We start from the raw sequence: 25,663 nt of genomic DNA on the forward strand, positions 1-25,663 counted from the left end.
CTAGTCAATCCTGCGCAAGACCAGAAACTCACCGGCGTGCGTGGTAAAACGCTCGCAGATGCATTCCACGAGTTTATGCATGCCGTCGCCCGAACCAATGCGCACGCGATGCCGCCCCGGTTGCAAACCACGCTGAAGCCGTTCTATATCATCAGGATGAGCATTGGCAAAAAGCCGCCCGGGCGCCATTTCCTTCGCGCCTTGCGCCGCATTGCGATCGACCGCCTGCAGCAAGATAATGGCGTCGTGGTAATGCGGAAGATGCCGCACCAGCCGATGCGTTTCGTCCACCGCCCGGCGCGACAGAGCACGGTCGTTATCGGCGCGCAGCAGCATTTCATAGCGTGAAAGCGCCACTGCCGCGATCAGTTCGGCGCTGAATTGCGCGCGCCGCAGCCGTTCAATAAGGGTAATGGTCGACAGCGTCACGAGCGGGTAAGAAATCGCCAGCATGACGTCGGCGCGATCGATGACTGCAATCTGGCCGTAAGGTGGCACGAACAGGTAATCCGCAATGCCTAGTCCCAACAGCATGACCGTCAGCGAGGGGATGAGACCAAAAAAATATTCGACCATTGCCGCCGCTATACAGAAGGCGACACCCGGCATGACGGGACCCAGGACCGGGTGCAAGGCGAGTCTTACCCCGCTCGCGACACAAAGCGCCAGCGCGCTCAGTAACCACACTCGCTTGCCTCGTGGCGCCCAGCGGCGGGCGTTTTGAATATTCATTAATGCAGCTTTGTGTCAGCGAAATAATCAGGACGGGGACAAATTATTACACACAGTTACACGCAGTGTGGAATGCACGGGCTTAAGCGATGCTTAAGGACTTTCCAGCGCTGGTCGCGCCGCTAAAGCTGCCCGTTTCCAGATAAGGAGATGTTAAGGATCACTGTTCATTGGCAAGGTTCATCGAAGGAGTGGTGGATTCCAGGAAGCCCGTGCTTAAAGGACGCTTAAGGAACGCTTAAGCACCTGCCACAGACAATTCATGCTCGACACTTATAGGCAAGACCAGGAGACTTCACAATGCGGCTATTACTGGTGGAAGACGACGAGATGATTGCCGAGACTGTGGTCGACTCCATGCGCCGGCTGGGGTATGCGATCGATTGGGCGGCGGACGGCCGCGCCGCGGAACTGTCGCTTGGCAATGGCGTGTACGACCTCGTGCTGCTCGACCTCGGCTTGCCGAAACGCGATGGCATCCAGGTGTTGAACACGTACCGCAAGGCAGGCGGTGCGGCGTCCGTCATCATCCTGACCGCGCGCGATGCCGTGGATGACCGCGTTCGCGGGCTCGATGCAGGCGCCGACGACTACCTCATGAAACCCTTCGATCTCGACGAACTCGCCGCACGCGTGCGCGCGGCGCTGCGACGTCGTACCGGCCAGAAGCAGCCCATCTATACACATGGCCAACTTGCCCTCGATCCCGCCTCGCACGAGGCGAGCAAGGCCGGTGTGCCGTTGCCGCTGGTGCCGCGCGAGTTCGCGTTGCTTCAGGTTCTGATCGAGGAGCCCACACGCGTATTCAGGCGCGCGGAACTGGAAGAGAAGCTGTACGGATGGGGTGAGGAAGTGGGCAGCAATACCATTGAGGTGCATGTCCACAGTCTCAGGCGCAAGATTGGCGCTGAGCAGATATTGACGATCCGGGGCGTAGGCTACCGGCTCAAGGGAATCGAATGACATCCATCCGCCGCTGGCTGCTCGGCTGGCTGATCTTCGGACTGGCCGCCACGTCGCTAGTGGCAGCCTACGGCATCTTTCACACCGCGCGCCGCGAAGCGGGCGAGTTATTCGACTACGAGCTGCGCACCGTCGCACTGTCGTTGCCCGCGAATATTGCCACTGCCGACGCTGCTGAGCAGCGCAGCCACGAGTTCGACGGCATAGCCGACGACCTGATTGCGATCGATATCTGGGACAAGCAAGGCCAGCTTGTTTACCACTCGCTCAAGGAGCCGGCGTTGCCGCGTATCGCTGAAGGATTCCAGTCGATTGAACGCGGTGAATATCGATGGCGCGTGTTTGGCCTGCAGCAGCCGGATCGGTACATCCAGGTGGCGCAACCGTTCTCCGTTCGCGAAGATCTTGCGCTGCGGCTCGCCTGGCGCACGTTGTGGCCGCTGGCCCTGGTGGTGCCGGTGACCATTGCGCTGGTGTTGTTTGTCGTGGCCCGGGGGCTTGCGCCGATCGGTGGGTTGTCGCGTGCGTTATCGCGGCGCTCGCTTGACTCGCTTGAACCGTTGCAGGCTGGCGCCCGTGTGCCGGTCGAGATCCGTCCACTGGTCGATGCGTTGAATGACTTGCTGCTGCGTTTGAACGACGCGTCGCAGGCGCAGCGAATCTTTGTTGCCGACGCGGCGCACGAATTGCGCACGCCGCTGACCGCGTTGAAGCTGCAGCTTCAGGCGGCCCGGCGTGACGGCACATTGCAAGACGATGGCCAAACGCTCGAGCGTCTTGAGGGACGCCTCAACCGGATCATTCATCTGGCACATCAGTTATTGGCGATGGCGCGTGAGGACGCGAACCGGACGGCGTCGGTGGCGCCCATGAGTCTGCGCCGTCTCGCGGAGAGGTCAGTGAGTGATCTGTCGTTACTGGCGGAGGCCAAGGGTATTGACCTGGGACTGGAGGAGCGCTTGCGCGATGCATCGGACGACTATGTCGTACTGGGCGATGAGCATTCCCTGGGTATCTTGCTGAATAACCTGATCGATAACGCGATTCGCCATACGCCCGAAGGTGGCAAAGTCGACGTGATACTCACGCGCGATGCACAAGGCCTGGGCGTTGAAGTGGTCGATACAGGTACAGGCATTGCGCTCGATGAACTGGACCGGGTGTTCGACCGGTTCTATCGCGGTGCCGGTGCGCAGGGGGCGGGCAGCGGGCTTGGACTCGCGATTGTATCGAGCATTGCAGGGCGACATGGAGCTACGCTCGCGGTGCGCAATCGCGAGGACGGGGGTGGGTTGATCGTGAGAGTGGGGTCGCTGGCGCCGGGAAAAGTAACCGGCTAAACCCTCAATCAACCAACGCCCCATCGTCATCAAAAAATGGATACGGCCCATCGAACTGCTCGACGTATTCATGATGCGACACGAGCCCCACGCCGTGCGTCCAATAGTGCAACGCAAACGCCCCCGGCTCAAGCACGAACGCCGACGGCGCGTCCACATGCAGATCAAGCACCACCTGATGCGCGGTCGACGGTGCGATAGAAGCGATCGTTCCAGCGAAGCGCTTATGCACCGGCCGATGCACATGTCCGCACAGAACGCGCTCCACATTCGGATACCGCGAAATCAGCGCCTCCAGCTTCGACGCGGCCAGCGCGTCAAGCGCCATATCGTCCATATGCCCGATACCGGTAGCGAACGGCGGATGATGCAACGCGACAATCACCGGGAGGCCGTCAGCGGCCTCCAACTGATGCTCAAGCCACGCAAGACGCGCGTCGCATAACGTACCTGGGCTCTCCCCCGGCTTCTGTGAATCCAGCGCGATAACCCGCACACCTCGCAGATCGAACGCGTATTGCACGAAGTCGCTACCGGTACCGCTTTCGTGCAAATAACGCGCATCGAAAACCTCGCGCAACGCCGCCCGATCGTCGTGATTGCCGACCATCAGATACACCGGCATTTCCAACGGTTTCAGACACGCCGCCAGATGGCGGTATTCATCGGCGGTTCCGAAATCCGTCAGATCGCCCGTCACCAGCACGGCATCCGGACGCGGACTCAATGCGTTGAGACGTTCGACACAAGCGCGCAGACAGGCTGCCGTATCGACTTTTTTATACGCGAGCGCACCGGGAAGCTTGATATGTAAATCGGTGATTTGAGCGAGCAGCATGGCATCTCCTTGTTAGAACTGAAGCGATGGGATCAGTGCAGCGCGACCCAGCCCTCGTCGCGCACCGATATCCCCACGGCGGTTCCCTGCGCCAGTTCAACGCGGCCGGGCACATCGACAATCAACGCATCCGGCGCCGCGTCCCTGATTTTCAAGCGGGTGCGTTCACCCAGAAACAGCGCCGACTCCACCGCGCCGCGCAACTGCGCCGACTGCGGATCGACAAGCACGGCATCTTCCGGCCGGAAGAAAATTTCTGAGCGTGCGCCGTCTCGTGCCCCATCCCGCGCGCGCAATTGCGCGACCAGACCCGTCACGCTAATCGTACCGCCAAGCGTGACGAATGCATCATCGCGGCACTCGCCCGCCACCCGGTTCAATGTGCCGATGAATTGCGCCACCGCGCGGCTCGCCGGCTGGTAGTAAATCTCCCGCGGCGTACCGCATTGCTCAATGCGCCCGGCGCTCATCACCACGATCCGGTCAGCGAGCGCCATCGCTTCGGACTGGTCGTGCGTGACATAGATGCTGGTCACGCGAAGTTCGCGCAGCAACGCGTTCATCTCGGCGCGCAAGGTTTCGCGCAGGCGGGCATCGAGTGCGGTCAGCGGTTCATCAAGCAACAATACTCGCGGCCTCGGCGCGAGCGCCCGAGCCAGCGCGACACGCTGGCGCTGGCCGCCGGACAACTCGGTAATCGGCTTGTCCGCGTGCGCGGTCAGCTCGGTCATCTCCAACAATTCATCCACGCGGCGACGCGCCGCCGAGACCTCGACCTTCTGGATCCGCAAGCCATAACCCACGTTGCCGCGCACGGTGAGATTGGGAAACAGCGCGTAGTTCTGGAACACCATGCCGACCTGACGGCGCTCGATAGGCAATGCCGTGACATCATCGGCACCGAAACTCACGCGGCCCCCGGCATCGGGTTTTTCCAGCCCCGCGATCAGCCGCAGCGTGGTCGTCTTGCCGCAGCCTGACGGTCCGAGCAGCACCAGCGTCTCGCCCGGTTCGATGCTGAGATCGACGGGTTCGAGCACACGCTGCCCGCGAAACGTTTTCGCGCAACGGCTGAGGGTGACGGGAACAGGTTCGAGTCTCATCGTGCAGTCTCTACAGGTTGGGACGGTTGAATAAGGGACTGCCCGGTCGAGCCGCTTTGCGACAACGCGCGCTTGCGTTTTGCCGCGGCGCGAGCACTTTGCGCGCCAGCCGGATCGACACCCAGCCACTGCATCGCAATCAGCAATGGCAAGGTCATCAGCAAGAACAGAATGGTGTAGGCGCTGCCGACTTCAAGACGCATGGACGCGTACGCATCGGCGAGTCCGACCGGCAGTGTCTTGGTGTCGGGCGTATGCAGCATCCATGTCAGGTTGAATTCGCCTATCGACAAAGTCAGCACCGCGAGCGCGCCGGCAACAATACCGGGACGCGCATTCGGCAGCACGATTGTCAGGAACCGCTGCGTGAACGACGCGCCCAGGCTCGCCGCGCCTTCTTCCATTGTCCGGAGGTCGGTTCCCGCGCAGACGGCGGCGACTGAGCGCACCATGAACGGCAGTGTAAAGACCACGTGGCCGGCGACGATGAACCACATGCTTGAGCGAAACGCGCTCCAGCCGCCATATACGGACAACAACGCCAACGCCGTGGCGAGCCCCGGCAACGCGATAGGCAGGACAAGCAATTCTTCGACGAAGCGCGCCCAGCGCGTATTGCTCCGTGCCAGCGCATACGCTGCGGGCACGCCAATAGCGAGCGTGATGGCAAGTGTCGCGAGCGCGATCTCGATCGATAACCAGACCGAACCCTGATACATCGACCACACCTGATCGAGCCATTTGAGCGTCAGCCCACTCGACACGCCGCGAAAATAGTTGACGGTCAATCCAGCCATCACCGACATCACCACGGGCACGACCATGAACGCAACCAGCGCGAGTGTCAGCAGCAATTGCCCGGCAACGAGCAGACGACGCGGTTTCAGGAACTCAGGCATCGGCGTCCTCATGCAGTAGCGGCGACAGTCGCGCCGGTGAGGCTGCGAGCGACCGCCAGCACGGCCCAGGTTACTAAACCGAGCACGATCGACAACGCCGCTGCTGTCGCAAGATTCGCGTTTAGCGTGAACTCGGTATAGATGGTCATCGGCAACACGTCTAGGTCGGTAGCGAGCGTGAACGCGGTGCCGAATGCACCCATCGCGGTAGCAAAACACACGGCACCGGCCGCGATCAATGCAGGCATCAGGGCCGGCATAATCACATCCACAAAGATCCGCCACGGCGATGCCCCCAGCGAGCGCGCCGCTTCTTCAAGCGAAGCGTCCAGCTTCGTTGCAGCCGCCATGACGGTAACGATCACGCGTGGAATCGAAAAATACAGATAGCCTAAGAACAAGCCGCTGAGCGAATAAGCGAACACCCAGCGGTCCCCAGTAAGCCGTGTGGAAATGGCGCCGATCAACCCTTGGCGCCCGGCCAGCATGATCACCATGAACCCCACCACCACGCCGGGAAACGCGAGCGGAAATGTCAGCAGTGCGACCAGCAAACGCTTGGCCGGCAACTCGCGACGCGCAAGAAATAACCCCGCGATGGTCGACAACACCAGCGTCGCCGCCGTCACCGCCAGCGACAACGCAATCGTCGCGAGCAAGCTATGCAGATAACGCGCGTTGGTCAGTACCTCGCGATACGCGGTGAATGCGTCCGGCACTGCGCTTGCCTGCAGCAACGCGACCAGCGGCAGCAGCCAGAACGCGCAGAACACGGCAAGCGCGGGCGCCAGCAGGATGACCCGCGCGCGGGTGGAGAAGGTGGAATCTTGCATCGTTGGAAGGTCAGTGCATGACGCGCAAATACTCTTCGCCGAACGCGCTCTGCTTGGCCGCCATCTTCGCGAAGTCAACATCCTTGGCGCGCGCATACTCCGACGCCGGCAGGAACTTGGCGGCTACGTCAGGCGGCAACGTTCCACCACGCACCGGTCGCAAATACGCGTTCGCCCACAGGCGCTGGCCTTCATCCGACAGCACGAAATCCAGCACCTTCTCGCCGTTCGCCTGATGCGGTGCGCCCTTCACGAGGCTCATCACGTACGGCACGACGATCGTGCCTTCCTTCGGAATCACGAACTCAACATTCGCGTGATCCTTGTATTTCGCACGATATGCGTCGAAGTCATAGTCGAGCAGGATCGGAATCTCGCCCGACATCACGCGTGCATACGCGGTCTGCTTCGGCACGATCGGCGCGTTGGCCTTCATTTTCGCGAACCAGTCGAGACCGGGCTTGAAGTTATCGAGCGTGCCACCCAGCGCCTGATTCACGGCCACTGCGCCCGCGTATCCCACGAACGCCGACGACGGATCAAGGTAACCCACCATGCCCTTGTATTCCGGCTTCAGCAGGTCCGCCCACGAGCGCGGTACCGGCTTGCCATCGAGTGCGTCCTTGTTGACGAAAAAGCCCAGCGTGCCCGAATGGATCGCGAACCAGTAGCCGTTGGGATCCTTCATGCCGGCAGGGATATCGTTCCAGTTTGCGGGTTTGTACGGCTGAATCAGGCCCTTGTCTTTCGCCTGGAACGCCGATGAAACGCCGAGATACACCACGTCGGCAATCGGGCTCTTTTGCTCGGCCATCATCTGCGCAATCGCCTGGCCGGAATTCTTGTTATCGAACGGTACCCGGATGCCGGTCTGCTTCTGGATGGCAGCAATCTGGCTCGCCCAGTCCGCCCATTCCGGCGGGCAGTTGTAGCAGATCGCGGTGCTGTCGGCGGTGTTGCCAGCATAAGCCGCGCCGGCCGCGCAAAAGGTGGCCGTCGCTGCAAGCAGCGTAGCCAGGACATGACGGATTTTCATGCAGGATTCTCCGATACGAGGGAGGCCGTTCTGGCCGCAGGATCGATCAATGGCGCGATGGTCGCGCCGGTTCTTACGCTATGAGGCAACTTGAACGGGACGGGGCCGCCGGGGGTGTCGCCGGGCAGACCAAGCTGCCTGGCAAGATGAAGCCATGCGCACCGGCCAATTTCGCGGTTCGGCGTGGCGACGCTGGACAGCGCGGTCGATAACCATTCGCCAAGCGGAATGCCGTCGAAGCCAAGCACCGAAATATCGTGCGGCACGGACAAGCCCGCATGCCGCAAACCGCGCATCACGATCATCGCCAGGCGGTCGTTGCTGCAGAAAAGCGCGGTGGGCCGGCGAGCGGGGTCCGAGAGATGGGCGAGCAGCGAAGGCGGCAAATCTTCCGCGTTGAAATCGAGTTCGAGCGGCGCATGCGGAGTGAGACCGGCGTCGAGCATCGCGTCTTCATAACCGCGATATCGCAAACGCGCACGGTCCGATTCCGCGAACGAACCCGCCAGCATCAGGATGCGCCGATGCCCGCGCTGCAACAACGCACACACGCCGTCACGCGCTGCCCGCCGGTTATCCACCGATACCGCCGCGCGATACGCCGTGTCGTTATGCGCCAGCACATACGGCAAGCCAATACGATCGAGTTCGTCCAGCAAGGGATTGGATTCGGCATCGGCCACCGTCGCGATCAGGCCGTCGACACGTTGCTCGCGCAAGGTCTCGATCGCGCGGCGCTCACGCGCGCTGTCGTACGCGGTGGTCATCAGCATCAGGCGGTAGTCGCTGGCGGATGCCGCTTCATCAATGCCTTGCAGCGACTCCGCGAAGACGGGATTGGTCAGGGTCGGCACGATCACGCCGACCAGTCGCGTGCGCACGCCGCGAAGCTGGCGGCCTCGTGCACTGGGCATGAAGTCGAGTGCTTCGATCGACTCCCGCACCTTGGCGAGCGTCTCCGCATTCAGCAATTGCGGTGCGTTGAGCGCGCGCGAAACAGTGGCGATCGAGACGCCTGAATGCGCGGCAACGTCCTTGATGGTGGAGTGCATGGGCTTTGGCAAGAATGAACTGAAAACGTTTACAGCAGCGATTATCGAAGCACTCTGTGACGTCCGCGTGAAAGCGCGCGACTCATGCCGGGTGAATCGCACGATCCTTCATGCGTCAGAAAAATTGGCCACCAGACACTCGATCCAGCGCTCGCGTCAGCGGCATTGAAGGCCAACCCATACCGCGGTTCAACGCCCCGCCTTATCGACTCTTTCTGCCTGTTATTTGCACGTAACGCCAGCGAAAGCAGACCGTCTTTTAGGGTTCATCCGTAAGTGTTCCAATGCGCTCGGATCGAAAGAAAGGTCTTTGAACAGTCCGCACCCGTCCCCCAAAGGCCACGCGGCCACAACGAGCACTGAAACAACGACATCGGGAGCTTCGCACATGTTTCGTCGAGCCTTAATGGTTGGCGTACCCACCGCGGCAATGGCTATCGGCCTATATGCCTGCGGTGGCAGCAACAGCAACCCTGGTTCGTCCCAATCCATCCAGAACCGGATCGCGACGGCTACCCCCATCAAGCATGTAGTCGTGATCTATAACGAGAACGTCTCGTTCGATCACTACTTCGCTACCTATCCGAACGCAGCGAATCCGGCAGGCGAGCCGGCGTTCACGCCGGCCGCAGGTACGCCGGCAATCAATGGCCTTAGCGGCACATTGCTGACGGCCAACCCCAACTTCACGAACCAGGCCAACGGCACGGCCGCAGCCAATCCGTTCCGCCTGGACCGGACGCAAGCCTCGACCGCCGACCAGAATCACTCGTACACGCCTGAACAACACGCCTACGACAACGGCGCAGCCGACCTCTTCCCGAAGTTCACGGGTAGCGGCACGGCAGGCGGCGCAGGCGCATTCGGTACCGCGGGCCAGGTCATGGGCTACTACGACGGCAACACGGTCGGCGCCCTCTGGAACTACGCGCAGAAGTTCGCGATGAGCGACAACGCTTATACGGCCACGTACGGTCCGTCCACGCCGGGCGCACTTGAAGTCGTATCGGGTCAGACCAACGGCCTGCAGCGCGTCAAGTTCAGCACCGGCCCGGTCAGCGCGACAGCCACGGGTTCGTACTACGTGAACGACGGCCAGGGCGGCTTCACGCTGATCAACGACGTTGATCCGGCCAACGACACCTGCTCGAGCACGACCGACACCGCGTTGATGACCGGCAAGAACATCGGCGACTTGCTGAACGCCCAAAACATCTCGTGGGGCGGCTTCATGGGCGGCTTCAATCTGTCGACGGTGAACAGCAACGGCACGACGAGTTGCAAGCGCAGCACGCTGTCGCCGGTGGTGGGTCAGGCAACCGCCGACTATGTCCCGCACCACAACTGGTTCCAGTATTTCGCATCGACGGCCAACCCGACGCATGCACGCCCGAGTTCGACGGCAGTGATCGGCTTGTCGGTTGAAGCGGACGGCAAGACGCCGGAACCGGCGAATCACCAGTACGACACCGACGACTTCTTCGCCACCGTCAAGGCCGGCAACTATCCGTCCGTCAGCTTCATCAAGGCGCCGGCGTTCCAGGATGGCCACGCAGGCTATTCGGATCCGCTCGACGAGCAGGCTTTCACGGCAAAGATCGTCAACTTCCTCCAGCAGCAGCCGGACTGGGCGAGCACCGCTGTGATCGTGGCGTGGGATGACTCGGACGGCTGGTACGACCATGCTTACGCAGTCCCGAATTCGTCGTCGTTCGACGCAGTTGCCGACCAGGTGAACGGCGCCGGCACGTGCGGCACAGGCACGGCTCCGCTGGGTGTGAACGGCGCGCCGGTGAATGGCCGCTGCGGTCCGGGCACGCGCATTCCGTTCGTCGTGATCTCGCCGTGGGCCAAGGTGAACTACGTGGACCACACGCTGATCAACCAGGCTTCGGTGGTTCACTTCATTGAAGACAACTGGCTCAACGGTGCGCGTCTCGGTGGCGGTTCGTTCGACGCAACTGCCGGCAGCATCAACGGCATGTTCAACTTCAGCGGCCCGGGTAACAACCCGACGCTGTTCGTCGATCCGAACCTGGGTACGCCGGTCGCATCGGTTCCCACCATCTGATTGTTGCCCGAACGTCCGCGTCGGATGACTGACGCGGACGGTAGTGTTCTTGCTGCGTCGCCGCCGAGCAATCGGCCGGCGGCGTTTTTTCGATGCTGCCTTTGCTTCCTGGTCAACATGTCGCACACCGTCACACCCCCGGTAACGCCTGCCACTGGCGAGAAGCCGCGCTTTCCTCGCCCGAAGAACATCCTGCTCGGATGCCTCGCCGCGGCGGTTCTCGGCGCGATCGCATTCAGTGGATGGGCCGTCGCTTTCCCTTCGCAAGTACCGGCCCGCGTGGGCGCTATCGTGGAAGACCTGACGGGTGCCAATCCGAATCCTGTCGTACTCTCCCGTCCGCCGGTCGCGCCGTTGAGCGCGGTCGCGCAACTCGGCCAGAAGATTTTCTTCGACGAGTCGCTGTCCGCATCCGGGAAACAATCCTGTGCGTCCTGCCACAGCCCGGACCACGCCTACGGACCGCCGAACAAACTTTCCGTGCAGTTGGGCGGTCCGCACATGACGCTGGAAGGCTACCGTCCGCCGCCTTCCCTGATGTATCTATATCTGCAGCCTAACTTCAGCATTGGACCCGATGCCGGCGAAGCCGAAGCTCCGCCCGATTTCGCCGCCCTCGCCTCGCAAGCCGCCGGCACCGCCAAGGCGCAAAAGAACGCGGGTGTCGCGCCCGCTGCGCCGGCCATGGTGCCGCAAGGCGGCTTCTTCTGGGATGGCCGCGCCGATACGCTGCAAGCTCAAGCGTCTGGCCCGATGCTCAACCCCGTGGAAATGGCCAACACCAGCGAAGCCGATGTCTCCGCGAAATTGCAGCGCACGGCTTACAAGGACGACTTCACGAAGCTGTTCGGCCCGCATATTTTCCAGAGCACGAACCTCACCGTTTCCGAGGCCATGTTTGCGATTGCGCGCTATCAGGTTGAAGAGCAGTCGTTTCATCCGTACTCGAGCAAGTACGACTACTGGCTCGAGGGCAAGGCGCGCCTGTCGCAAGCGGAGTTGCACGGCTTGCGCCTCTTCAACGATCCCTACAAGGCCAACTGCGCCGGCTGCCATTTGTCCAAGCCCAGTTCCGACGGCGTGCCGCCGATGTTCACCGACTACCAGTACGAAGCGCTCGGCGTTCCGCGCAACACCGCGCTTGCTGTCAACCACGATCCGAAGTTCTACGACATGGGCGTGTGCGGCCCGTTCCGTGACGACATCAAGGACCAGACGCAGTATTGCGGCATGTTCCTCACGCCCACGCTGCGGAACGCCGCGACGCGGCAAGTGTTCTTCCATAACGGCGTCTATCATTCGCTCGACGACGTCATGTCGTTCTACAACGACCGCAATACCGCGCCGCAGAAGTTCTACCCGAAGGGCGCCGACGGCAAGGTCAACAAGTACGACGATCTGCCGGCGCAGTTCCACGCGAACATCGACGTGGCCGACGCGCCGTTCGACCGCAAGTTCGGCGACAAGCCCGCGATGACGGATCAGGAGATGAAGGACATCATCGCGTTCCTCCATACCCTGACCGATGGTTATCAAAAAGGAAGCTGACCCGCTCGATCAGCCTTTGGCGAGCTTGATGCTGGACGCGTCCGCGGTCAGGTAACCGACCGTGGCGCCGAAGCGGTCCTTGAAGTTGGCCCGCACGATTGGGTCCAGCGCGGCTTTCACCTTGTCGTGGACCGGGCTTTCCCAGTCGCCTGCGTGCTGGAAGTTGCTCATGATGTAGGTCCAGCCGTTGATCTCGTCAACCGCATGAAGGCCAGTCGATTCCGCGCCGGCCGGACACGACAGCACCCGCGACAGGGTCTGCGTGTCCACGTTGTAGGCCCACAGGAAGTTGTTCACGTGCATGCTCGAATCTTCGCCGATGAAGAGCGTGCGCAGCTTCTCCGAGAACTTCACGTTGTCCGGGTTTGCGATCTTGGCCGGGTTCGCGGTATTGCCAAGCGCATCGGACGGCGAAAGGTCTTCGCCCACCAGCGCAGCCGGCGCCGCCATGTCGACCGGTACCCATTCGCTGTTGATCGCGGCGCCGCTCGTGTCCCGCTGCCCCGTTTTCAGGTTCAACGCGTAGACCGCACCTGCGTTGATGGTTTTATCGACGGCTACATCGGTTGATGCCGCGTTGCCCTTGACCATCGACTTCTCGATGCGTGACATCGCGGTGTACACGATCTTGTCCTTCGCGTTGATCGTCGTGCCCTCGAGCTTCGTAAAGCCCATGCTCCCGCCGATATACGCCGCATACCGATGCGTCTCCAGGTACGCCGCCGCCTTCTCCATGCCCGGCTTGATGCGCATCCAGTTGAACGTGCCGTTGAAATTGATCTTCGTGAAGCTCGCGTCGCGCGGGTCCGTTGTGCTCACGTCCATGATGTCCGACGCTTGCAGCTTCGAAGCCATTGCTTCGATCTCCGCGCTCGTCGCGCTGCCAATCCTGATCCACGTCAGGTTGGCCGCGCCCGCGCCGGCCGACGATGTTTGCGCCCACTTCGCCACATACAGCGTGCCCGACGACAAGTCCTCCTCCCGATCCGCGATGAACATGAAGAGGCCGCCGTTGGTCGCGTCGTCGCCCATCATGACGGTGCGCTTGTCCGGCATCACCTGCACCAGTTCGTGCGAGATGCGCCCGAGGTTGTAGTGTTTCTTGATCGTGCCCGTGCCGTCCGGGTTCACCGTGATTTCCGGGAGATGGCCATAGTTGTAGGGGTTCGCGCGGTTCGCGTCGCCATAGAGACTCGTGCTGAACGCCTTGAACTGGCTGTTGCTTGAAATGACCGTTGCGTCCGGCTCGTATTCTTCGCTCGACAGGTGCGTGTTCCACGGCGACAGGCTCGCGCCGCAGGTGATCCACAACCCGTTCGCCTTCGACGTATCCACGTTGTGATACTTCACGAGCGTGAGTTTGCCGGTGGTCTGATCCTGGTCGAGCGTAAGCACGGCGATAGGCGAAGGCAACTGTCCATACACCGACACGAGGCTCTGGTCGCGCGTCGCATATTCGAACTGCACGACGGCGAAGACGGCCTTTCCCTTGATGCCGGCAACCGTGGTTTTGTCGAGTGACAGCAGCGACGTGCCGTCCGGGCAATCGGAGAAGAACTGGCGCTCTTTGCCGGTGACGGATTGATCGATGATCGGCTGGTTGTTGATGTCGTAATAACCGCCGGCGAGCGTCGTGCCGCCGCTGCCGTTCGGCACCATGTCGCCCGTCACGAAAAACGGCTGGTAGGCGAGCTTGTAGGCTTGCGTGGTGCCGTCGCTGTAGCTCACCGTGAGCGTCGAGCCGACCGTGGTGGTCGCCATGGCGGCCGTGTCCACCAGCGACGGAGCCGCCATTGAAGCGAACGAAGCGGACTTGAACGACGCCGACGTGACCGGTGCGGTCGGGTTATCGCCGCCGCAGCCTGCCAAAAGCGTGGAAACGGAGAACGCGCCCAAGGGCAGCATGGGTGCGCCCACGAGCAGTTTCAGGGCTTTACGGCGCGATACGTTGGGCTGCTCTTGCATGTCGTCTGGTCCGGTTTTCTGTTGGGTGGGGGCCAGCGCACCCTGTCATTGAAACGCCTGAGCGAATGAACCATGAGTCGAGGGGTACGCGGTGCAGGCGAAGTGTAATTTTCATTAATGAAAGCTATATGACAGTTAATAGTATTGAATATGGAAGATTTAACGACCGCGCCTGGACGTCCGGTGGTGCAGTAGTTTTTTCAACGCAATGGCGGGGAGTGGCGGTTGGCGTGCGCGGGGGCACGGGCACGCAAAAAGCTGGCGTGGATAGAACCTTCGTCATCCGGTCCGATCAAGGAGTTTTCATGAAGCACGATCTTCAATCCGCCCGCCAGGCTTCAGACCTCGACTATGAAATCTTCAGGCTGACACCGCACGCCTGGGTCCCGAACAACCGGCACTTGCCGGTACTGATTTATCGCCGCGCGCTTGACCCTTCCCGCAAGGACCTCGGCCCGGCATTCGAAGCGCTGTTCGCTCGCAATGAATGGCCGCCGCAGTGGCGCGACAGCATCTTCGACTACCACCACTTCCACTCCACGGCGCATGAAGTGCTCGGGGTAATATCGGGAAAAGCGGAGGTGATCGTTGGCGGACCGGGCGGTCTGGTTGTCTCACTGGAAGCTGGCGATGTCGTGCTGCTTCCAGCAGGAAGCGGCCACTGCCTGCAAGCGACGGAGGGACGGTTTCAGGTCGTCGGCGCATATCCCGAGGGCCAGCAATGGGATATCCGGCGTGACGCGCTATCCGGGGAAGAAATCGCTGCAATGGAAGCGTTGCCGTTTCCGCGCAGCGATCCCGTTGGAGGGCGCGAAGGTCCATTGCTGGAGCAATGGACTTGAATTAAGGCTCAGGTTAAAAGTTGAAACGCCCACACCTTGATGCCGTCGGCGAAGGCAAATGAGCGTGAGATAAACGGGGTTAGGCGGGGGTTAGTGGTTGGGGTTGATGCCGGGGTGGTCGGTTCTGGGGTTAGTGGTCGGGGTTGATGCCGGGTTGCTGCTTTCAGCGTTAGTGGTCTGCGAGAGTCGGATTTTCTCTTTATCACTATTAGCCACTGTGCGTGGCGGCACGTCATTTCTTTGTCCAAAGCGACAAAGAAACGAAGCAAAGAAAGCGCTTTCAACCACGCTACCCTAAGTGTCCACAGCGTGCAGTTTTCATTCATAGGTGCCCCAAAAGCACGGTGCTCGCCAGAGCGAAGGATGTGTGAACCCCTCCTTCTCCGAACACCGATACCCACACGCTTCGCCACCAGTGATTGAACCTGCCTAAGGGGCACCCCGCGCTATCCGCGGACGACCAACCACCGAATTTGTACGCACCTGGAAGCTCGTCGCCAACCCTGCTGGAAACGAGGTCGCGAAGATGCGGGTGGCCGTAACCGACGAAAATAGCGGTACAGAACGCGCAGCCAATTCACAAAAAACTGAAGCAGTAACCACAAACACGCATCAAGCTGTGGCCTACAAATACGGTCGCACAGACCACGTAGCTAAGCTGTCAAAAAACCGCAGCCGTAAATACCCGTGAGGCCGTGCGGGTTCCTTAGCAATGGTGCTTGCCCGAGAGCGTACGGGGCGAAGCGTGTTCGTGTCAGGATTCGCGAGAAGGAGGGTTTCACACATCCTCCGCTCTGGCGAGCACCGTGCTTTTGGGGCACCTATGAATCAAAACTGCACGCTGTGGACACTTAGGGTAGCGTGGTTTAAAAGCGTTTTCTTTGCTTCGTTTCTTTGTCGCTTTGGACAAAGAAATGACGTGCCGCCACGCACAGTGGCTAATAGTGATAAAGAGAAAATCCGACTCTCGCAGACCGCTAAGGCCGAAAGCACCAACCCGGCATAGACTCCGACCGCTAACCCCGGAACCGACCACCCCGGCACTGACCCCGCCCACTAACCCCAGAACCGACCACCCCAGCATAGACCCCACCCACCACAGCAAAACCCCTCAAACCCCGTCCACCGGCGCGAGCGAAAACCCAACCCTCTAGGTGTTTAACCCGACGAAACCAAGCCCCGGTAATAACCCGCTATTACCCGCTTTTGTGTCAACGTTGCATACTGAAGCGACGTTATGACACGAGTTCCGGCATGACCAAATTCCTTCACCTCATGATTCGCGTTGAATCGCTGGATCGCTCCATTGCGTTCTATCAAAACGCGTTCGGAATGCGCGAGTCGCACCGCCTTGACTTCGATACCTTCACGCTCGTTTACCTCCGCGATCCCGACACCGGCGCTGAGATCGAACTCACGCTGAACAAAGGCACAACCGAGCCCTACACGCATGGCACAGGCTACGGCCACGTGGCATTCGCCGTCGACGATATCGAAGCATTCCGCGACCGCCTGCTAACCCAGGGCCTACAACCCGGCGACCTCAAATCGCTGACCCACAACGGCGCCATCGCCGCACGCTTTTTCTTCATCACCGATCCCGATGGCTACAAGATCGAGGTGTTATCCAGGGAGGGTCACTACGTATGAACTGACGTTGGCGCGGTACACAATATAAAAGGAGACAAATCATGCCCAAGGCAATCCCCATTGCCGTAGTCGTCGCCGAGACCTTCACCGGATCGACTGGCGACACGATCCCCGCTGTATCGTCTGCGCGCGTGAGCCGCAGGCACTTCCTCCAAGGTTCCGTCGTCCTGACTGGTTTGCTCGCGGCCGGCACCCCGATCGCCCTGCTGGCGCCAAGCCGCGCCTGGGCCGTGGAACTGAACCATATCGATCAGAACCAGGCCGACGCCATCATGGTGCTCGCACGCACGCTCTATCCGCACAAGACGCTGCCGGACGCGGTCTACGCGCTTGCGGTCAAGGACGTGGACGCAAAAGCCACCGACCCGAAGACCATCGATGTCATCAAGATCGGCGTGGCGAAACTGAACGATGCCGCGTCCGGTAAATGGAACGACACCGCAAGCCTCTCGGACGCGCAGCGAACCGCCATTGTCGAAGCCAATCAGACCGATCCGTTCGTCCTGCTCGTGCGGGGCCAGTGCGTCACCTCGCTCTACAACAACGAGATGGCGTTTGCCCATTTCGGTTACGAAGGTGAAGCGTTCAGCAAGGGTGGCTACGTGTATCGCGGCTTCAACGACCTGACCTGGCTGCCCAATCCGCCCGCCGACGCAAGTCCGCCGGTCGCGTGATAGTCGGAACAGTGGCGCACATCTGATACTGCCGAGGAGGCAAGCATGGCTAAGTTCGACTACAACGACGACTCCGTTGTCGTGATCGTCGGTTCGGGCGCGGGCGGCGGGACGCTCGCGAACGAGTTATGTCAGAAAGGGGTGAAAGTGGTCGTGCTGGAGGCCGGCAAGCGCCAGTCGTCAGCCACGTTCATCAACGATGAATGGAAGTCCTTCGGGCAACTCGCCTGGACCGACAAACGCACCACGTCCGGTAACTGGCGCGTTGCCAAGGACTTCCCGGAGCTGCCCGCATGGATCTGCAAGACGGTCGGCGGTACCACCACGCACTGGGCGGGCGCGTCGCTGCGGATTCACGAGCATGAGTTCAAGGCGCGTACAACTTACGGTTCCATCGATCAGGCGAACCTGCTCGACTGGCCGATCACGCTCGCCGATCTCCAACCCTACTACGCACGCGCCGAAGACAAGATGGGCGTCACGCGCACGAACAACATTCCGGGTCTGCCGGGCAACAACAACTTCAAGATCATGTACGACGGCGCGACGAAGGTCGGCTACAAGAACTGCAGTACCGGCCACATGGCGATCAACAGCCGGCCGCGCGCTGGGCGTGGCCGTTGCATGCAACTCGGCTTCTGTTTCCAGGGCTGCAAGTCAGGCGCGAAATGGTCGACGCTCTATACCGAGATTCCCGCAGGCGAAGCCACGGGCAGGCTCGAATTGCGGCCGGAGTCGCATGTGATGCGTATCGAGACGAACGCCGCCGGGAAAGCGAGCAGCGTGGTCTACATGGATGCCGACGGCAAACAGCAGCGTCAGCGCGCACGGGTGGTATGCGTCGCGGGAAACTCGATAGAAACACCGCGCCTGTTGTTGCTCTCGGAATCATCGAAGCATCCGAACGGGCTCGCGAACAGCTCGGGCCAGGTGGGCCGCAATTACATGCGGCACACGACGGGCTCGGTATTCGGCGTGTTCAAGGAGCCCGTGCATTTTTATCGTGGCACGGTGATGGCAGGCATTATCACGGACGAAGCTGAATTCAATCCGAAGCGCGGTTTTGCGGGCGGCTATGAAATGGAAACCATCTCGCTCGGCCTGCCGTTCGCCGCCGCGTTCTTCGATCCGGGCGCATGGGGATCGGACTTTACGTACTATATGGATAACTACGCAAATACCGCCGGCATGTGGATTGTCGGCGAGGACATGCCGCGTGAAACCAACCGCGTCACGCTGAATCATGACGTGAAGGATCAGGTCGGGTTGCCGGTGGCGAACGTCCATTACGACGATCACCCGAATGACATCGCCATGCGCGATCATGCGTTCAAGCAAGGCGAAGCAATCTACGCGGCAGCTGGGGCAGTGAAGACACTGCGCACGCCGCCCTACCCGTCCACGCACAATCTGGGCACTTGCCGGATGAGCGCGAAAGCGAGTGATGGCGTCTGCAACAAGCACGGCCAGACCTTCGATGTGCCGAACCTGTTTATCTCGGATGGCAGTCAGTTCACCACGAGCGCGGCCGAAAATCCGACGCTGACTATTGTGACGCTGGCGATCCGGCAATCGGATTACATCGCGGACCAGATGAAACGCCGTAACATCTAGAGGCTTGCCAAAGTAAACGCGGGAGCCGCAGGAGCCGCCGCCCGGTGGTTCCTTCTTCATTGTGAGGAGTTGTCCATGTGCAGGATTTACGCTCAAACCGACCCGATTCTCTATGAATGCCGCGCGCGCTCGGTGCGCATCAGCGGCGTGACGACAACCATCCGGCTGGAAAACCTGTTCTGGCAGACCTTGTCCGAACTCGCCGCCGACAACGACATGACGACCAACCAGCTGATCGCGAAGTTGCACGAGGAGATCACGCAGCATCTGGGCGAAACGACGAATTTTGCGTCGTTCCTGCGCGTCACCTGTCTTCGATATCAAGGGCTGAGGGCGAATGCATCGATGGATTTTCGCAGCCACGTGGCAGCGACGGCGACTGACAAGGTGGCGAGCTGACCGATGATAAAACCGATGACCGGACGAACATGGGCCAGATGGTCTTGCGGCGCGCTGTTAGCGGCATTCGTAGCATTAGTGGCATTCATGCTGCCGGCAAGGGTGGCGCAAGCGGCGCCGGACGGTGCGGTTGCCTTGTCGATCGTGCAGAAGAACAACTGTCTGTCCTGTCATGCCGTGGATTCGCAGGTCGTCGGACCGGCGTACCGGGAGATCGCGAAGAAGTATCACGGGGACGCTACCGCGCCCGACAAATTGTTCGCCAAAGTCCGCAACGGCGGGGCGTTCGTTTGGGGAGAAGTCCCCATGCCGGCGAACCCCGGTATTAGCGACGCCGACTTGCGTACCGTTATCGCGTGGATTCTTGCTGGCGCGCCCGATCAATGAGAAGTGGTTTTTCGCTCGCGCCGGTGGACGGGATTGGTCGGTTTTTGGGGATGGTCGTGGGCGGGCGGTGCTGTGGTGGTGGGTTCTGGGGTTAGCGGTTGGGGTTTATGCCGGGGTGGTCGGTTCTGGGTTAGCGGTCGGGGTTAATGCCGGGTTGGTGCTTTCGGCCTTAGCTGTCTGCGAGAGTCGGATTTTCTCTTTATCACTGTTAGCCACTGTGCGTGGCGGCACGTCATTTCTTTGTCCAAAGCGACAAAGAAACGAAGCAAAGAAAACGCTTTCAACCACGCTACCCTAAGTGTCCACAGCGTGCAGTTTGTATTCATAGGTGCCCCAAAAGCACGGTGCTCGCCAGAACCACGGATGTGTGAACCCCTCTTTCTCCGAACACGGATACCCACACGCTTCGCCACCAGTGACTGAATCTGCCCAAGGAGCACTCCGCGCTATCCGCGGACGACCAACCACCGAATTTGTACACACCTCGAACCACGTCGCCAACCCGCCAAGAAACGATGCTGCAGAATGCGTAAGGCCGTAACCGACGAAAATAGCTATACAGAACGCGCAGCCAATTCACAAAAACTGAAAGCAGTAAACACAAACACGCATGAAGCTGTGGCCTATGAATACGGTCGCACAGACCAGGTGGCTAACCCATCAAAAAACCGCAGCCGTAAATACCCGTAGGGCCGTGCGGGTTCCTTGGCAATGGTGCTTGCCCGAGAGCGTACGGGGCGAAGCGTGTTCGTGTCAGGATTCGCGAGAAGGAGGGTTTCACACATCCTTCGCTCTGGCGAGCACCGTGCTTTTGGGGCACCCATGAATGAAAACTGCACGCTGTGGACACTTAGGGTAGCGTGGTTTAAAAGCGTTTTCTTTGCTTCGTTTCTTTGTCGCTTTGGACAAAGAAATGACGTGCCGCCACGCACAGTGGCTAATAGTGATAAAGAGAAAATCCGACTCTCGCAGACCACCACGGCCGAAAGCACCAACCCGGCATAGACCCCGACCGCTAACCCCAGAACCGACCACCCAACCACTGACCCCAACCACTACCCCCAAAACCCAGCACCTCGCCCCCCCCCCCGCGGCATTTCTCCCCTGCCTAGGTAAAACCCCTGATTTCCCGCGACCTCCTCACGCACTATTCTCGCGCCATCAACAAACAGAACGACGTTCTATCAGACAGAACAACACAAAGCACGACGCCCATAGGAGGGTTCAATGGCAAGCCTGCCAATCGACGCGGCACACGGGTCGCCTAATTCAAGCGCCAGCGCGGGCGCCACAACATTCGGCGTCAACGCCCGCATCGACCGGCTACCCGCAACGCGGTCCATCTGGATGCTGGTGTTCCTGCTGTCCATCGGCGGCTGGTTCGAATTCTACGACCTGTTTTTCACCGCCTACGTGGGCCCGGGCCTCGTCAAAAGCGGCCTCTATTCCACGACGACAGCGTCCTTCTTCGGCGTCTCGGGACTCGGCGCGTTCGTGGCGGCGTCATTTGCGGGCTTGTTCATCGGCACATTCTTCCTCGCAGGCCTCGCCGATAAATACGGCCGCCGCACGGTCTTCACCGTCTCGCTGCTCTGGTATTCGGCAGCAACGCTGATCATGGCGCTGCAGACCACCGCGCCCGAAATCAACCTGTGGCGGCTGATTGCAGGCATTGGCGTAGGCGTGGAGCTTGTCACCATCGATACCTACGTCAGCGAGCTCGTCCCCAAACATCTGCGCGGCCGCGCATTCGCGTTCGTGCACCTCGTTCAATATTCAGCGGTGCCCTCGGTCGCGTTTCTGGCGTGGTGGCTGGTGCCGCAAAAGCCGTTCGGCCTGGACGGATGGCGGTGGGTCGTGATCATCGGCGCACTGGGTGCGATCGTGGTCTGGGCGATCCGCCGGCGCGTACCTGAAAGTCCCCGTTGGCTCGCGCAACAAGGCCGCACGGCGGAAGCGGAGAAGGTTTTGCAGGCAATCGAGGCAAAGGTCGCGGCGCAATATGGACGCGCGTTGCCGACGCCCGTTGCAACGGTCGAACCGGCCACGACGAAGGCCGCGTTCAGCGAAATCTGGCAGCCGCCGTATCGCAAACGCGCGATCACCATGCTCGTCTTCAATTTCTTCCAGGCAATCGGGTTCTATGGTTTCGCGTCCTGGGTGCCGACGCTGCTCGTCTCCAAAGGCGTCACGATCACGCACAGCCTGCTGTATTCGTTTGTCATCGCGATCTCGAATCCGTTTGGACCGCTGATCGGGATGGCGATTGCGGACCGGATTGAACGAAAAACGCTGATCGTGCTGTCGGCGTTCGGAATCGTGGTGTTCGGCAGCTTGTTCGCGACCCAGACATCGCCGGTCATGTTGATGATCCTCGGCGTGCTGATCACGCTCTGCGGCACCTTGCTTTCCGTCGGGTATCACGCGTATCAAACCGAGCTTTTTCCCACACGCCTGCGTGCCCGCGCCGTGGGTTTGGTGTATTCCATCTCGCGTCTTTCAGCCATGTTTTCCGGCTTCATGATCGCGTTCGCGCTGCGCCACTTCGAAGTAACCGGCGTGTTCGCCTTGATCAGCGTGTCGATGGTGATGGTGATGGGCGCAATCGGCATCTTCGGGCCGCGTACCAACAATCGCAATCTCGATGAAATTTCGCAATGACGTCTTGCATCGGCTTTTTAGCTTTGAACATGAGGTTTTGACATGACGCTTCCGTTAACCGGCGTGCGGGTGCTGGATCTATCGAATGTGCTGGCCGGGCCGTTCTGCGCGTATCAACTCGCGTTGCTCGGTGCCGAAGTAATCAAGGTCGAGCACCCGGAAGGCGGCGATCTGGCAAGGCGTCTCGGCGCCGATAAAGACGCGTCCGCGCGCGACATGGGTACGTCGTTCGTGGCCGTCAATGCGGGCAAGCAGTCGATCACGCTGAACCTGAAAGATGCGCGCGGCAAGGAAATCCTGCGCTCGCTCGTCAAGACGGCGGATGTCCTCGTGGAGAACTTCCGGCCCGGCGTGATGACGCGGCTGGAGCTGGGTTACGAGGCCTTGAACGAGATCAATCCGAAGCTCGTATATTGCGCGATCTCCGGTTTTGGTAAGGATGGCGAATTTTCCAAGCGGCCGGCTTACGATCAGATCATCCAGGGAATTTCCGGCGTAATGAGTGTGACGGGAGATGCCGACAGCGCGCCTCTACGCGTGGGTTATCCGGTCTCGGATACGGTCGGCGGCCTGACTGCGGCATTCGGCATTTGCGCGGCGTTGGTCGATGCCCGCGCGAATGGACGCGGCCGGATGCTCGATGTATCGATGCTCGAAGCTACGCTCTCGACCATGGGCTGGGTCGTGTCGAATTACCTGAACGCCGGCGTCACCCCCGCGCCGATGGGCAACGAAAACTTCACGGCGGCTCCCTCGGGCACGTTCAAAACGGGCGATGGTTTGCTGAACATCGCGGCAAACGAAACGAAGCAGTTCGTGAGTTTGTGCACGCTGATCGGCCGCCCGGATCTCCCCGATGACCCGCGCTTTTCCGAGCGCAACACGCGCAAGGTGAATCGCGCGGCGTTGAAGGTGGAGATTGAAGCAGCGTTGGCGACGGACAGCGCGATGAATTGGGATGCGAAGTTTACCGAGGCCGGCGTGCCGGCAGGACGCGTGATGTCGGTGCCGGAAATCCTCGCGCATCCGCATCTGGTATCGCGTGAATTCGTGCGCGAATTCAACAGCAACGACGCCACGACCCGGCAGCGCGTCACCCGAGCGGGTTTCCGTTTCTCCGATGCGGACACCGCACCCTCCACCCCCGCGCCCGCGTTGTCCGCCAACACGCGCGAGCATCTTGCCACGCTCGGTTTCGACGACACACAGATCGACGAACTGCGCGCCGAAGGAGTGATCTGACATGACGCAAGCTTTTGACGCCGCCACGCTCGCCGCGGATTACTGGAGCACGTCGATCATCGATATCCATCCGGGATCGATCAACGTGCGCGGCTTTCCGATTCAGGAGCTGATCGGCGCGGTCAGTTTCCCGCAGATGATCTGGCTGATGCTGCGCGGCGAGTTACCGGATAAAGCGCAGGCGAGCTTGTTCGAAGCGGCGCTCGTGGCGTCGGTGGATCATGGTCCACACGCGCCGTCCATCGCGATCTCACGCATGGCGACGAGTTGCGGTTTGCCGTTGAATGGCGCGATGGCGTCGGCCATCAATGCGCTCGATGATGTCCACGGCGGCGCGGGCCAGCAAGCAGTCGAGCTATACGATTCGATCGTCGCGCTCGGAGACGCGGGCGTAGCTCCAGGCGACGCCGTGGCGCAAGGCGTGGATGCGTTCATCGAAACGAAGGGCAAGTATCTGCCGGGCTTCGGGCATCGCTTTCATCCCGTCGATCCGCGTGCGGTCAAGCTGCTGGCTTTAGTCGATGCCAGCGTCGAGCAAGGCGCAATCAGCGGACGATACGCGGCGGTTGCACGCGGTATTGAAGCGTTGTTGAAGCAGCGGAAAAACAAGCCCGTGCCGATGAACATCGACGGCGCAACAGCCGTCATCTATGCGGAACTCGGCTTCGCGCCGGAGTTGGCGCGCGGGGTGTTCTGCTTATCGCGTGCGGTCGGGATCCTGTCGCATGCCTGGGAACAGCGCGGGCGCAACGAGCGCAATAAAGGTCCGATGCCGCGTCAGATGGCCTACACATACACCGGCAAGCCCGAGCGTCATTTGGTTTGAACGTTGGCTGCGTGCCGTTGCGCATTGCGCAACGCGCGCGCGTCGCCGCCGAGCGCATCGGTCGCACGGGCGGCGCAATCGAACAACGCGCCAATGTTGCGCGCCACGAACGCCTGATCGATTCGTGAGCTCGGACCCGCGAGCGTCAACACGCCACGCACGGTCTGGCGCACGCCAAAGACGGGCATCGAAACACCGGCGGTCTCGCGGTCGCGCTCGCCCATGGAAACACAGTAGAAGTCGTCGCGAATGCGCTGGAACACTTCGCCTTCCGCGCCGCCGAACGCAAGCAACGCCAACCCGCCCGAACCGCTTTCCAGCGGCAAGACATCGCCCTCGCGCACGTGATAGCGCACGGCATGCGTCGAATCCACGCGATGCAAACACACACGCACCGCTTCGTCACGCACATAGAACGACACGCTTTCACCGCTGATTTCAGCGAGTTCGCGCATCAACGGAACGAGGATATCGCCGAGATTCAAACTGCGTTGATACAACGCGCCGAGCATGAAGGTGGCAGCGCCGAGCTGATAGCGGCCGTCGTCGAGACGCAGCAGCAAGCGGTGCTGGATCAGCGCGCCCGCGAGGCGAAGCAATGTACTTTTGTAGAGCCCGGTACGCGCCGCCAACTCAGCGAGTGTCAACGACTCATCGTCCGGCCTGAATGCGAACAGGATCGCGCAAGCACGGTCGATGACGGCAACGCCTTCGCTCTCTTTCGGGCCAGGTTTGATCTCGGGCGTTTGCATGGTTAAGTGACGTGAGCGACATACGCGACGCATCTCGTCTTGTGTTTGTATCGAAGGGGAAATTTTACGCGATGCAGGGCGCGTCTCATACGGTTCATATCGAAGGCTGAAAACCCCCTTCTCTGCGGAACCTGTTTTGATGAATTTCAAAGGCGCCTCGATCAGGCGACGGCAGATGGCAGATGGCAAATTCGCGTGGGCGTGGCGGGGCAGATCGTTAGTTGCTTTTTCACGAA

22 protein-coding genes are annotated in these 25,663 nt (G+C 60.7%); 13 read left to right on the plus strand and 9 right to left on the minus strand.

Features of this window, described 5'->3' with window-relative positions; translation table 11 throughout:
- Positions 1-732 carry a DUF4118 domain-containing protein gene (locus ACSQ8V_RS31210; protein WP_213769088.1) on the minus strand — a complete coding sequence of 244 codons (732 nt, stop codon included), beginning with the start codon at positions 730-732 and terminating at the stop codon, positions 1-3.
- Positions 733-1,032: 300 nt separating this feature from the next.
- Here ACSQ8V_RS31210 and ACSQ8V_RS31215 point away from each other — a divergent pair, with 300 nt between their 5' ends.
- Both ACSQ8V_RS31215 and ACSQ8V_RS31220 read left to right on the plus strand, forming a co-directional pair.
- Positions 1,033-1,695: a response regulator gene (locus ACSQ8V_RS31215; RefSeq protein WP_436207440.1), complete on the plus strand. Its 663-nt coding sequence runs from the start codon at positions 1,033-1,035 to the stop codon at positions 1,693-1,695.
- Positions 1,692-3,035, plus strand: a complete 1,344-nt coding sequence (locus ACSQ8V_RS31220) for an ATP-binding protein (RefSeq protein ID WP_436208356.1) — start codon at positions 1,692-1,694, stop codon at positions 3,033-3,035. Before ACSQ8V_RS31215 ends, ACSQ8V_RS31220 begins: the two co-directional genes overlap by 4 nt.
- 4 nt (positions 3,036-3,039) lie before the next feature.
- Here the strand turns inward: ACSQ8V_RS31220 and ACSQ8V_RS31225 are convergent, their stop codons facing one another.
- From ACSQ8V_RS31225 to ACSQ8V_RS31250, 6 genes are read right to left on the minus strand one after another with little or no spacing between them, the layout of a single operon-like run.
- On the minus strand, positions 3,040-3,873 hold the full coding sequence (locus tag ACSQ8V_RS31225) for a phosphodiesterase (RefSeq protein ID WP_436208357.1): 834 nt from the start codon (positions 3,871-3,873) through the stop codon (positions 3,040-3,042).
- A gap of 32 nt (positions 3,874-3,905) precedes the next feature.
- Complete coding sequence (locus tag ACSQ8V_RS31230; protein WP_436208358.1) at positions 3,906-4,976, minus strand: ABC transporter ATP-binding protein; 1,071 nt, start codon at positions 4,974-4,976, stop codon at positions 3,906-3,908.
- Positions 4,973-5,887, minus strand: coding sequence for an ABC transporter permease (locus ACSQ8V_RS31235; RefSeq protein ID WP_436208359.1), 915 nt, complete (start codon positions 5,885-5,887; stop codon positions 4,973-4,975). Before ACSQ8V_RS31235 ends, ACSQ8V_RS31230 begins: the two co-directional genes overlap by 4 nt.
- On the minus strand, positions 5,884-6,708 hold the full coding sequence (locus ACSQ8V_RS31240; protein ID WP_436208360.1) for an ABC transporter permease: 825 nt from the start codon (positions 6,706-6,708) through the stop codon (positions 5,884-5,886). The genes ACSQ8V_RS31235 and ACSQ8V_RS31240 overlap by 4 nt, the downstream gene beginning before the upstream one ends.
- A gap of 10 nt (positions 6,709-6,718) precedes the next feature.
- Positions 6,719-7,744 (minus strand): ABC transporter substrate-binding protein, encoded by a 1,026-nt coding sequence (locus ACSQ8V_RS31245; RefSeq protein WP_436208361.1) that lies wholly within the window; start codon positions 7,742-7,744, stop codon positions 6,719-6,721.
- Positions 7,741-8,796 (minus strand): LacI family DNA-binding transcriptional regulator, encoded by a 1,056-nt coding sequence (locus tag ACSQ8V_RS31250; protein WP_436208362.1) that lies wholly within the window; start codon positions 8,794-8,796, stop codon positions 7,741-7,743. Before ACSQ8V_RS31250 ends, ACSQ8V_RS31245 begins: the two co-directional genes overlap by 4 nt.
- A 388-nt stretch (positions 8,797-9,184) precedes the next feature.
- On the opposite strand from ACSQ8V_RS31250, the gene ACSQ8V_RS31255 reads away from it, so the two are divergent.
- The gene (locus ACSQ8V_RS31255; protein ID WP_436208363.1) at positions 9,185-10,867 is read left to right on the plus strand and encodes a phospholipase C; all 1,683 of its coding nucleotides are present in this window, start codon (positions 9,185-9,187) and stop codon (positions 10,865-10,867) included.
- Positions 10,868-10,984: 117 nt separating this feature from the next.
- Positions 10,985-12,415: a cytochrome c peroxidase gene (locus tag ACSQ8V_RS31260; RefSeq protein ID WP_436208364.1), complete on the plus strand. Its 1,431-nt coding sequence runs from the start codon at positions 10,985-10,987 to the stop codon at positions 12,413-12,415.
- Positions 12,416-12,424: 9 nt separating this feature from the next.
- On the opposite strand, the gene ACSQ8V_RS31265 is transcribed toward ACSQ8V_RS31260, so the two are convergent.
- Entirely contained in the window at positions 12,425-14,380 is a 1,956-nt protein-coding gene (locus tag ACSQ8V_RS31265) for a PhoX family protein (RefSeq protein ID WP_436208365.1), read from the minus strand.
- Between the two features lie 305 nt (positions 14,381-14,685).
- Here ACSQ8V_RS31265 and ACSQ8V_RS31270 point away from each other — a divergent pair, with 305 nt between their 5' ends.
- The 9 genes from ACSQ8V_RS31270 (at position 14,686) to ACSQ8V_RS31310 (ending at position 24,675) form a co-directional block, all read left to right on the plus strand.
- On the plus strand, positions 14,686-15,222 hold the full coding sequence (locus tag ACSQ8V_RS31270) for a cupin domain-containing protein (RefSeq protein ID WP_213769076.1): 537 nt from the start codon (positions 14,686-14,688) through the stop codon (positions 15,220-15,222).
- A gap of 1,254 nt (positions 15,223-16,476) precedes the next feature.
- A complete protein-coding gene (locus ACSQ8V_RS31275) occupies positions 16,477-16,872 on the plus strand; it encodes a VOC family protein (protein WP_436185586.1) in 396 nt (131 codons plus the stop codon).
- 41 nt (positions 16,873-16,913) lie between these two features.
- Positions 16,914-17,546, plus strand: coding sequence for a twin-arginine translocation signal domain-containing protein (locus ACSQ8V_RS31280; protein ID WP_436208366.1), 633 nt, complete (start codon positions 16,914-16,916; stop codon positions 17,544-17,546).
- A gap of 45 nt (positions 17,547-17,591) precedes the next feature.
- Entirely contained in the window at positions 17,592-19,160 is a 1,569-nt protein-coding gene (locus ACSQ8V_RS31285; RefSeq protein WP_213767569.1) for a GMC family oxidoreductase, read from the plus strand.
- Between the two features lie 75 nt (positions 19,161-19,235).
- Positions 19,236-19,559 (plus strand): ribbon-helix-helix domain-containing protein, encoded by a 324-nt coding sequence (locus tag ACSQ8V_RS31290; protein ID WP_213767568.1) that lies wholly within the window; start codon positions 19,236-19,238, stop codon positions 19,557-19,559.
- Positions 19,560-19,574: 15 nt separating this feature from the next.
- Positions 19,575-19,946 carry a c-type cytochrome gene (locus tag ACSQ8V_RS31295; RefSeq protein ID WP_436208367.1) on the plus strand — a complete coding sequence of 124 codons (372 nt, stop codon included), beginning with the start codon at positions 19,575-19,577 and terminating at the stop codon, positions 19,944-19,946.
- Positions 19,947-21,173: 1,227 nt separating this feature from the next.
- Positions 21,174-22,607 carry an MFS transporter gene (locus ACSQ8V_RS31300; protein WP_436208368.1) on the plus strand — a complete coding sequence of 478 codons (1,434 nt, stop codon included), beginning with the start codon at positions 21,174-21,176 and terminating at the stop codon, positions 22,605-22,607.
- Positions 22,608-22,649: 42 nt separating this feature from the next.
- Positions 22,650-23,849 carry a CaiB/BaiF CoA transferase family protein gene (locus tag ACSQ8V_RS31305; RefSeq protein WP_436208369.1) on the plus strand — a complete coding sequence of 400 codons (1,200 nt, stop codon included), beginning with the start codon at positions 22,650-22,652 and terminating at the stop codon, positions 23,847-23,849.
- Between the two features lies 1 nt (position 23,850).
- Positions 23,851-24,675, plus strand: a complete 825-nt coding sequence (locus tag ACSQ8V_RS31310; RefSeq protein WP_436208370.1) for a citryl-CoA lyase — start codon at positions 23,851-23,853, stop codon at positions 24,673-24,675.
- On the opposite strand, the gene ACSQ8V_RS31315 is transcribed toward ACSQ8V_RS31310, so the two are convergent.
- Positions 24,663-25,427 carry an IclR family transcriptional regulator gene (locus ACSQ8V_RS31315; RefSeq protein WP_436208371.1) on the minus strand — a complete coding sequence of 255 codons (765 nt, stop codon included), beginning with the start codon at positions 25,425-25,427 and terminating at the stop codon, positions 24,663-24,665. The two genes, ACSQ8V_RS31310 and ACSQ8V_RS31315, sit on opposite strands and share 13 nt — an antisense overlap.
- Positions 25,428-25,663 lie beyond the last annotated feature (236 nt).

The organism is Caballeronia sp. LjRoot31, from assembly GCF_964253885.1.
Taxonomy (GTDB): domain Bacteria; phylum Pseudomonadota; class Gammaproteobacteria; order Burkholderiales; family Burkholderiaceae; genus Caballeronia.

Coding starts and splice junctions, on each gene's coding strand:
- ACSQ8V_RS31285 (WP_213767569.1), top strand. CDS start 17,592: ATGGCTAAGTTCGACTACAACGACGACTCCGTTGTCGTGATCGTCGGT.
- ACSQ8V_RS31215 (WP_436207440.1), top strand. CDS start 1,033: ATGCGGCTATTACTGGTGGAAGACGACGAGATGATTGCCGAGACTGTG.
- ACSQ8V_RS31230 (WP_436208358.1), bottom strand. CDS start 4,976: ATGAGACTCGAACCTGTTCCCGTCACCCTCAGCCGTTGCGCGAAAACG.
- ACSQ8V_RS31305 (WP_436208369.1), top strand. CDS start 22,650: ATGACGCTTCCGTTAACCGGCGTGCGGGTGCTGGATCTATCGAATGTG.
- ACSQ8V_RS31275 (WP_436185586.1), top strand. CDS start 16,477: ATGACCAAATTCCTTCACCTCATGATTCGCGTTGAATCGCTGGATCGC.
- ACSQ8V_RS31220 (WP_436208356.1), top strand. CDS start 1,692: ATGACATCCATCCGCCGCTGGCTGCTCGGCTGGCTGATCTTCGGACTG.
- ACSQ8V_RS31260 (WP_436208364.1), top strand. CDS start 10,985: ATGTCGCACACCGTCACACCCCCGGTAACGCCTGCCACTGGCGAGAAG.
- ACSQ8V_RS31245 (WP_436208361.1), bottom strand. CDS start 7,744: ATGAAAATCCGTCATGTCCTGGCTACGCTGCTTGCAGCGACGGCCACC.
- ACSQ8V_RS31235 (WP_436208359.1), bottom strand. CDS start 5,887: ATGAGGACGCCGATGCCTGAGTTCCTGAAACCGCGTCGTCTGCTCGTT.
- ACSQ8V_RS31270 (WP_213769076.1), top strand. CDS start 14,686: ATGAAGCACGATCTTCAATCCGCCCGCCAGGCTTCAGACCTCGACTAT.
- ACSQ8V_RS31290 (WP_213767568.1), top strand. CDS start 19,236: ATGTGCAGGATTTACGCTCAAACCGACCCGATTCTCTATGAATGCCGC.
- ACSQ8V_RS31240 (WP_436208360.1), bottom strand. CDS start 6,708: ATGCAAGATTCCACCTTCTCCACCCGCGCGCGGGTCATCCTGCTGGCG.
- ACSQ8V_RS31250 (WP_436208362.1), bottom strand. CDS start 8,796: ATGCACTCCACCATCAAGGACGTTGCCGCGCATTCAGGCGTCTCGATC.
- ACSQ8V_RS31210 (WP_213769088.1), bottom strand. CDS start 732: ATGAATATTCAAAACGCCCGCCGCTGGGCGCCACGAGGCAAGCGAGTG.
- ACSQ8V_RS31265 (WP_436208365.1), bottom strand. CDS start 14,380: ATGCAAGAGCAGCCCAACGTATCGCGCCGTAAAGCCCTGAAACTGCTC.
- ACSQ8V_RS31300 (WP_436208368.1), top strand. CDS start 21,174: ATGGCAAGCCTGCCAATCGACGCGGCACACGGGTCGCCTAATTCAAGC.
- ACSQ8V_RS31310 (WP_436208370.1), top strand. CDS start 23,851: ATGACGCAAGCTTTTGACGCCGCCACGCTCGCCGCGGATTACTGGAGC.
- ACSQ8V_RS31295 (WP_436208367.1), top strand. CDS start 19,575: ATGACCGGACGAACATGGGCCAGATGGTCTTGCGGCGCGCTGTTAGCG.
- ACSQ8V_RS31315 (WP_436208371.1), bottom strand. CDS start 25,427: ATGCAAACGCCCGAGATCAAACCTGGCCCGAAAGAGAGCGAAGGCGTT.
- ACSQ8V_RS31255 (WP_436208363.1), top strand. CDS start 9,185: ATGTTTCGTCGAGCCTTAATGGTTGGCGTACCCACCGCGGCAATGGCT.
- ACSQ8V_RS31280 (WP_436208366.1), top strand. CDS start 16,914: ATGCCCAAGGCAATCCCCATTGCCGTAGTCGTCGCCGAGACCTTCACC.
- ACSQ8V_RS31225 (WP_436208357.1), bottom strand. CDS start 3,873: ATGCTGCTCGCTCAAATCACCGATTTACATATCAAGCTTCCCGGTGCG.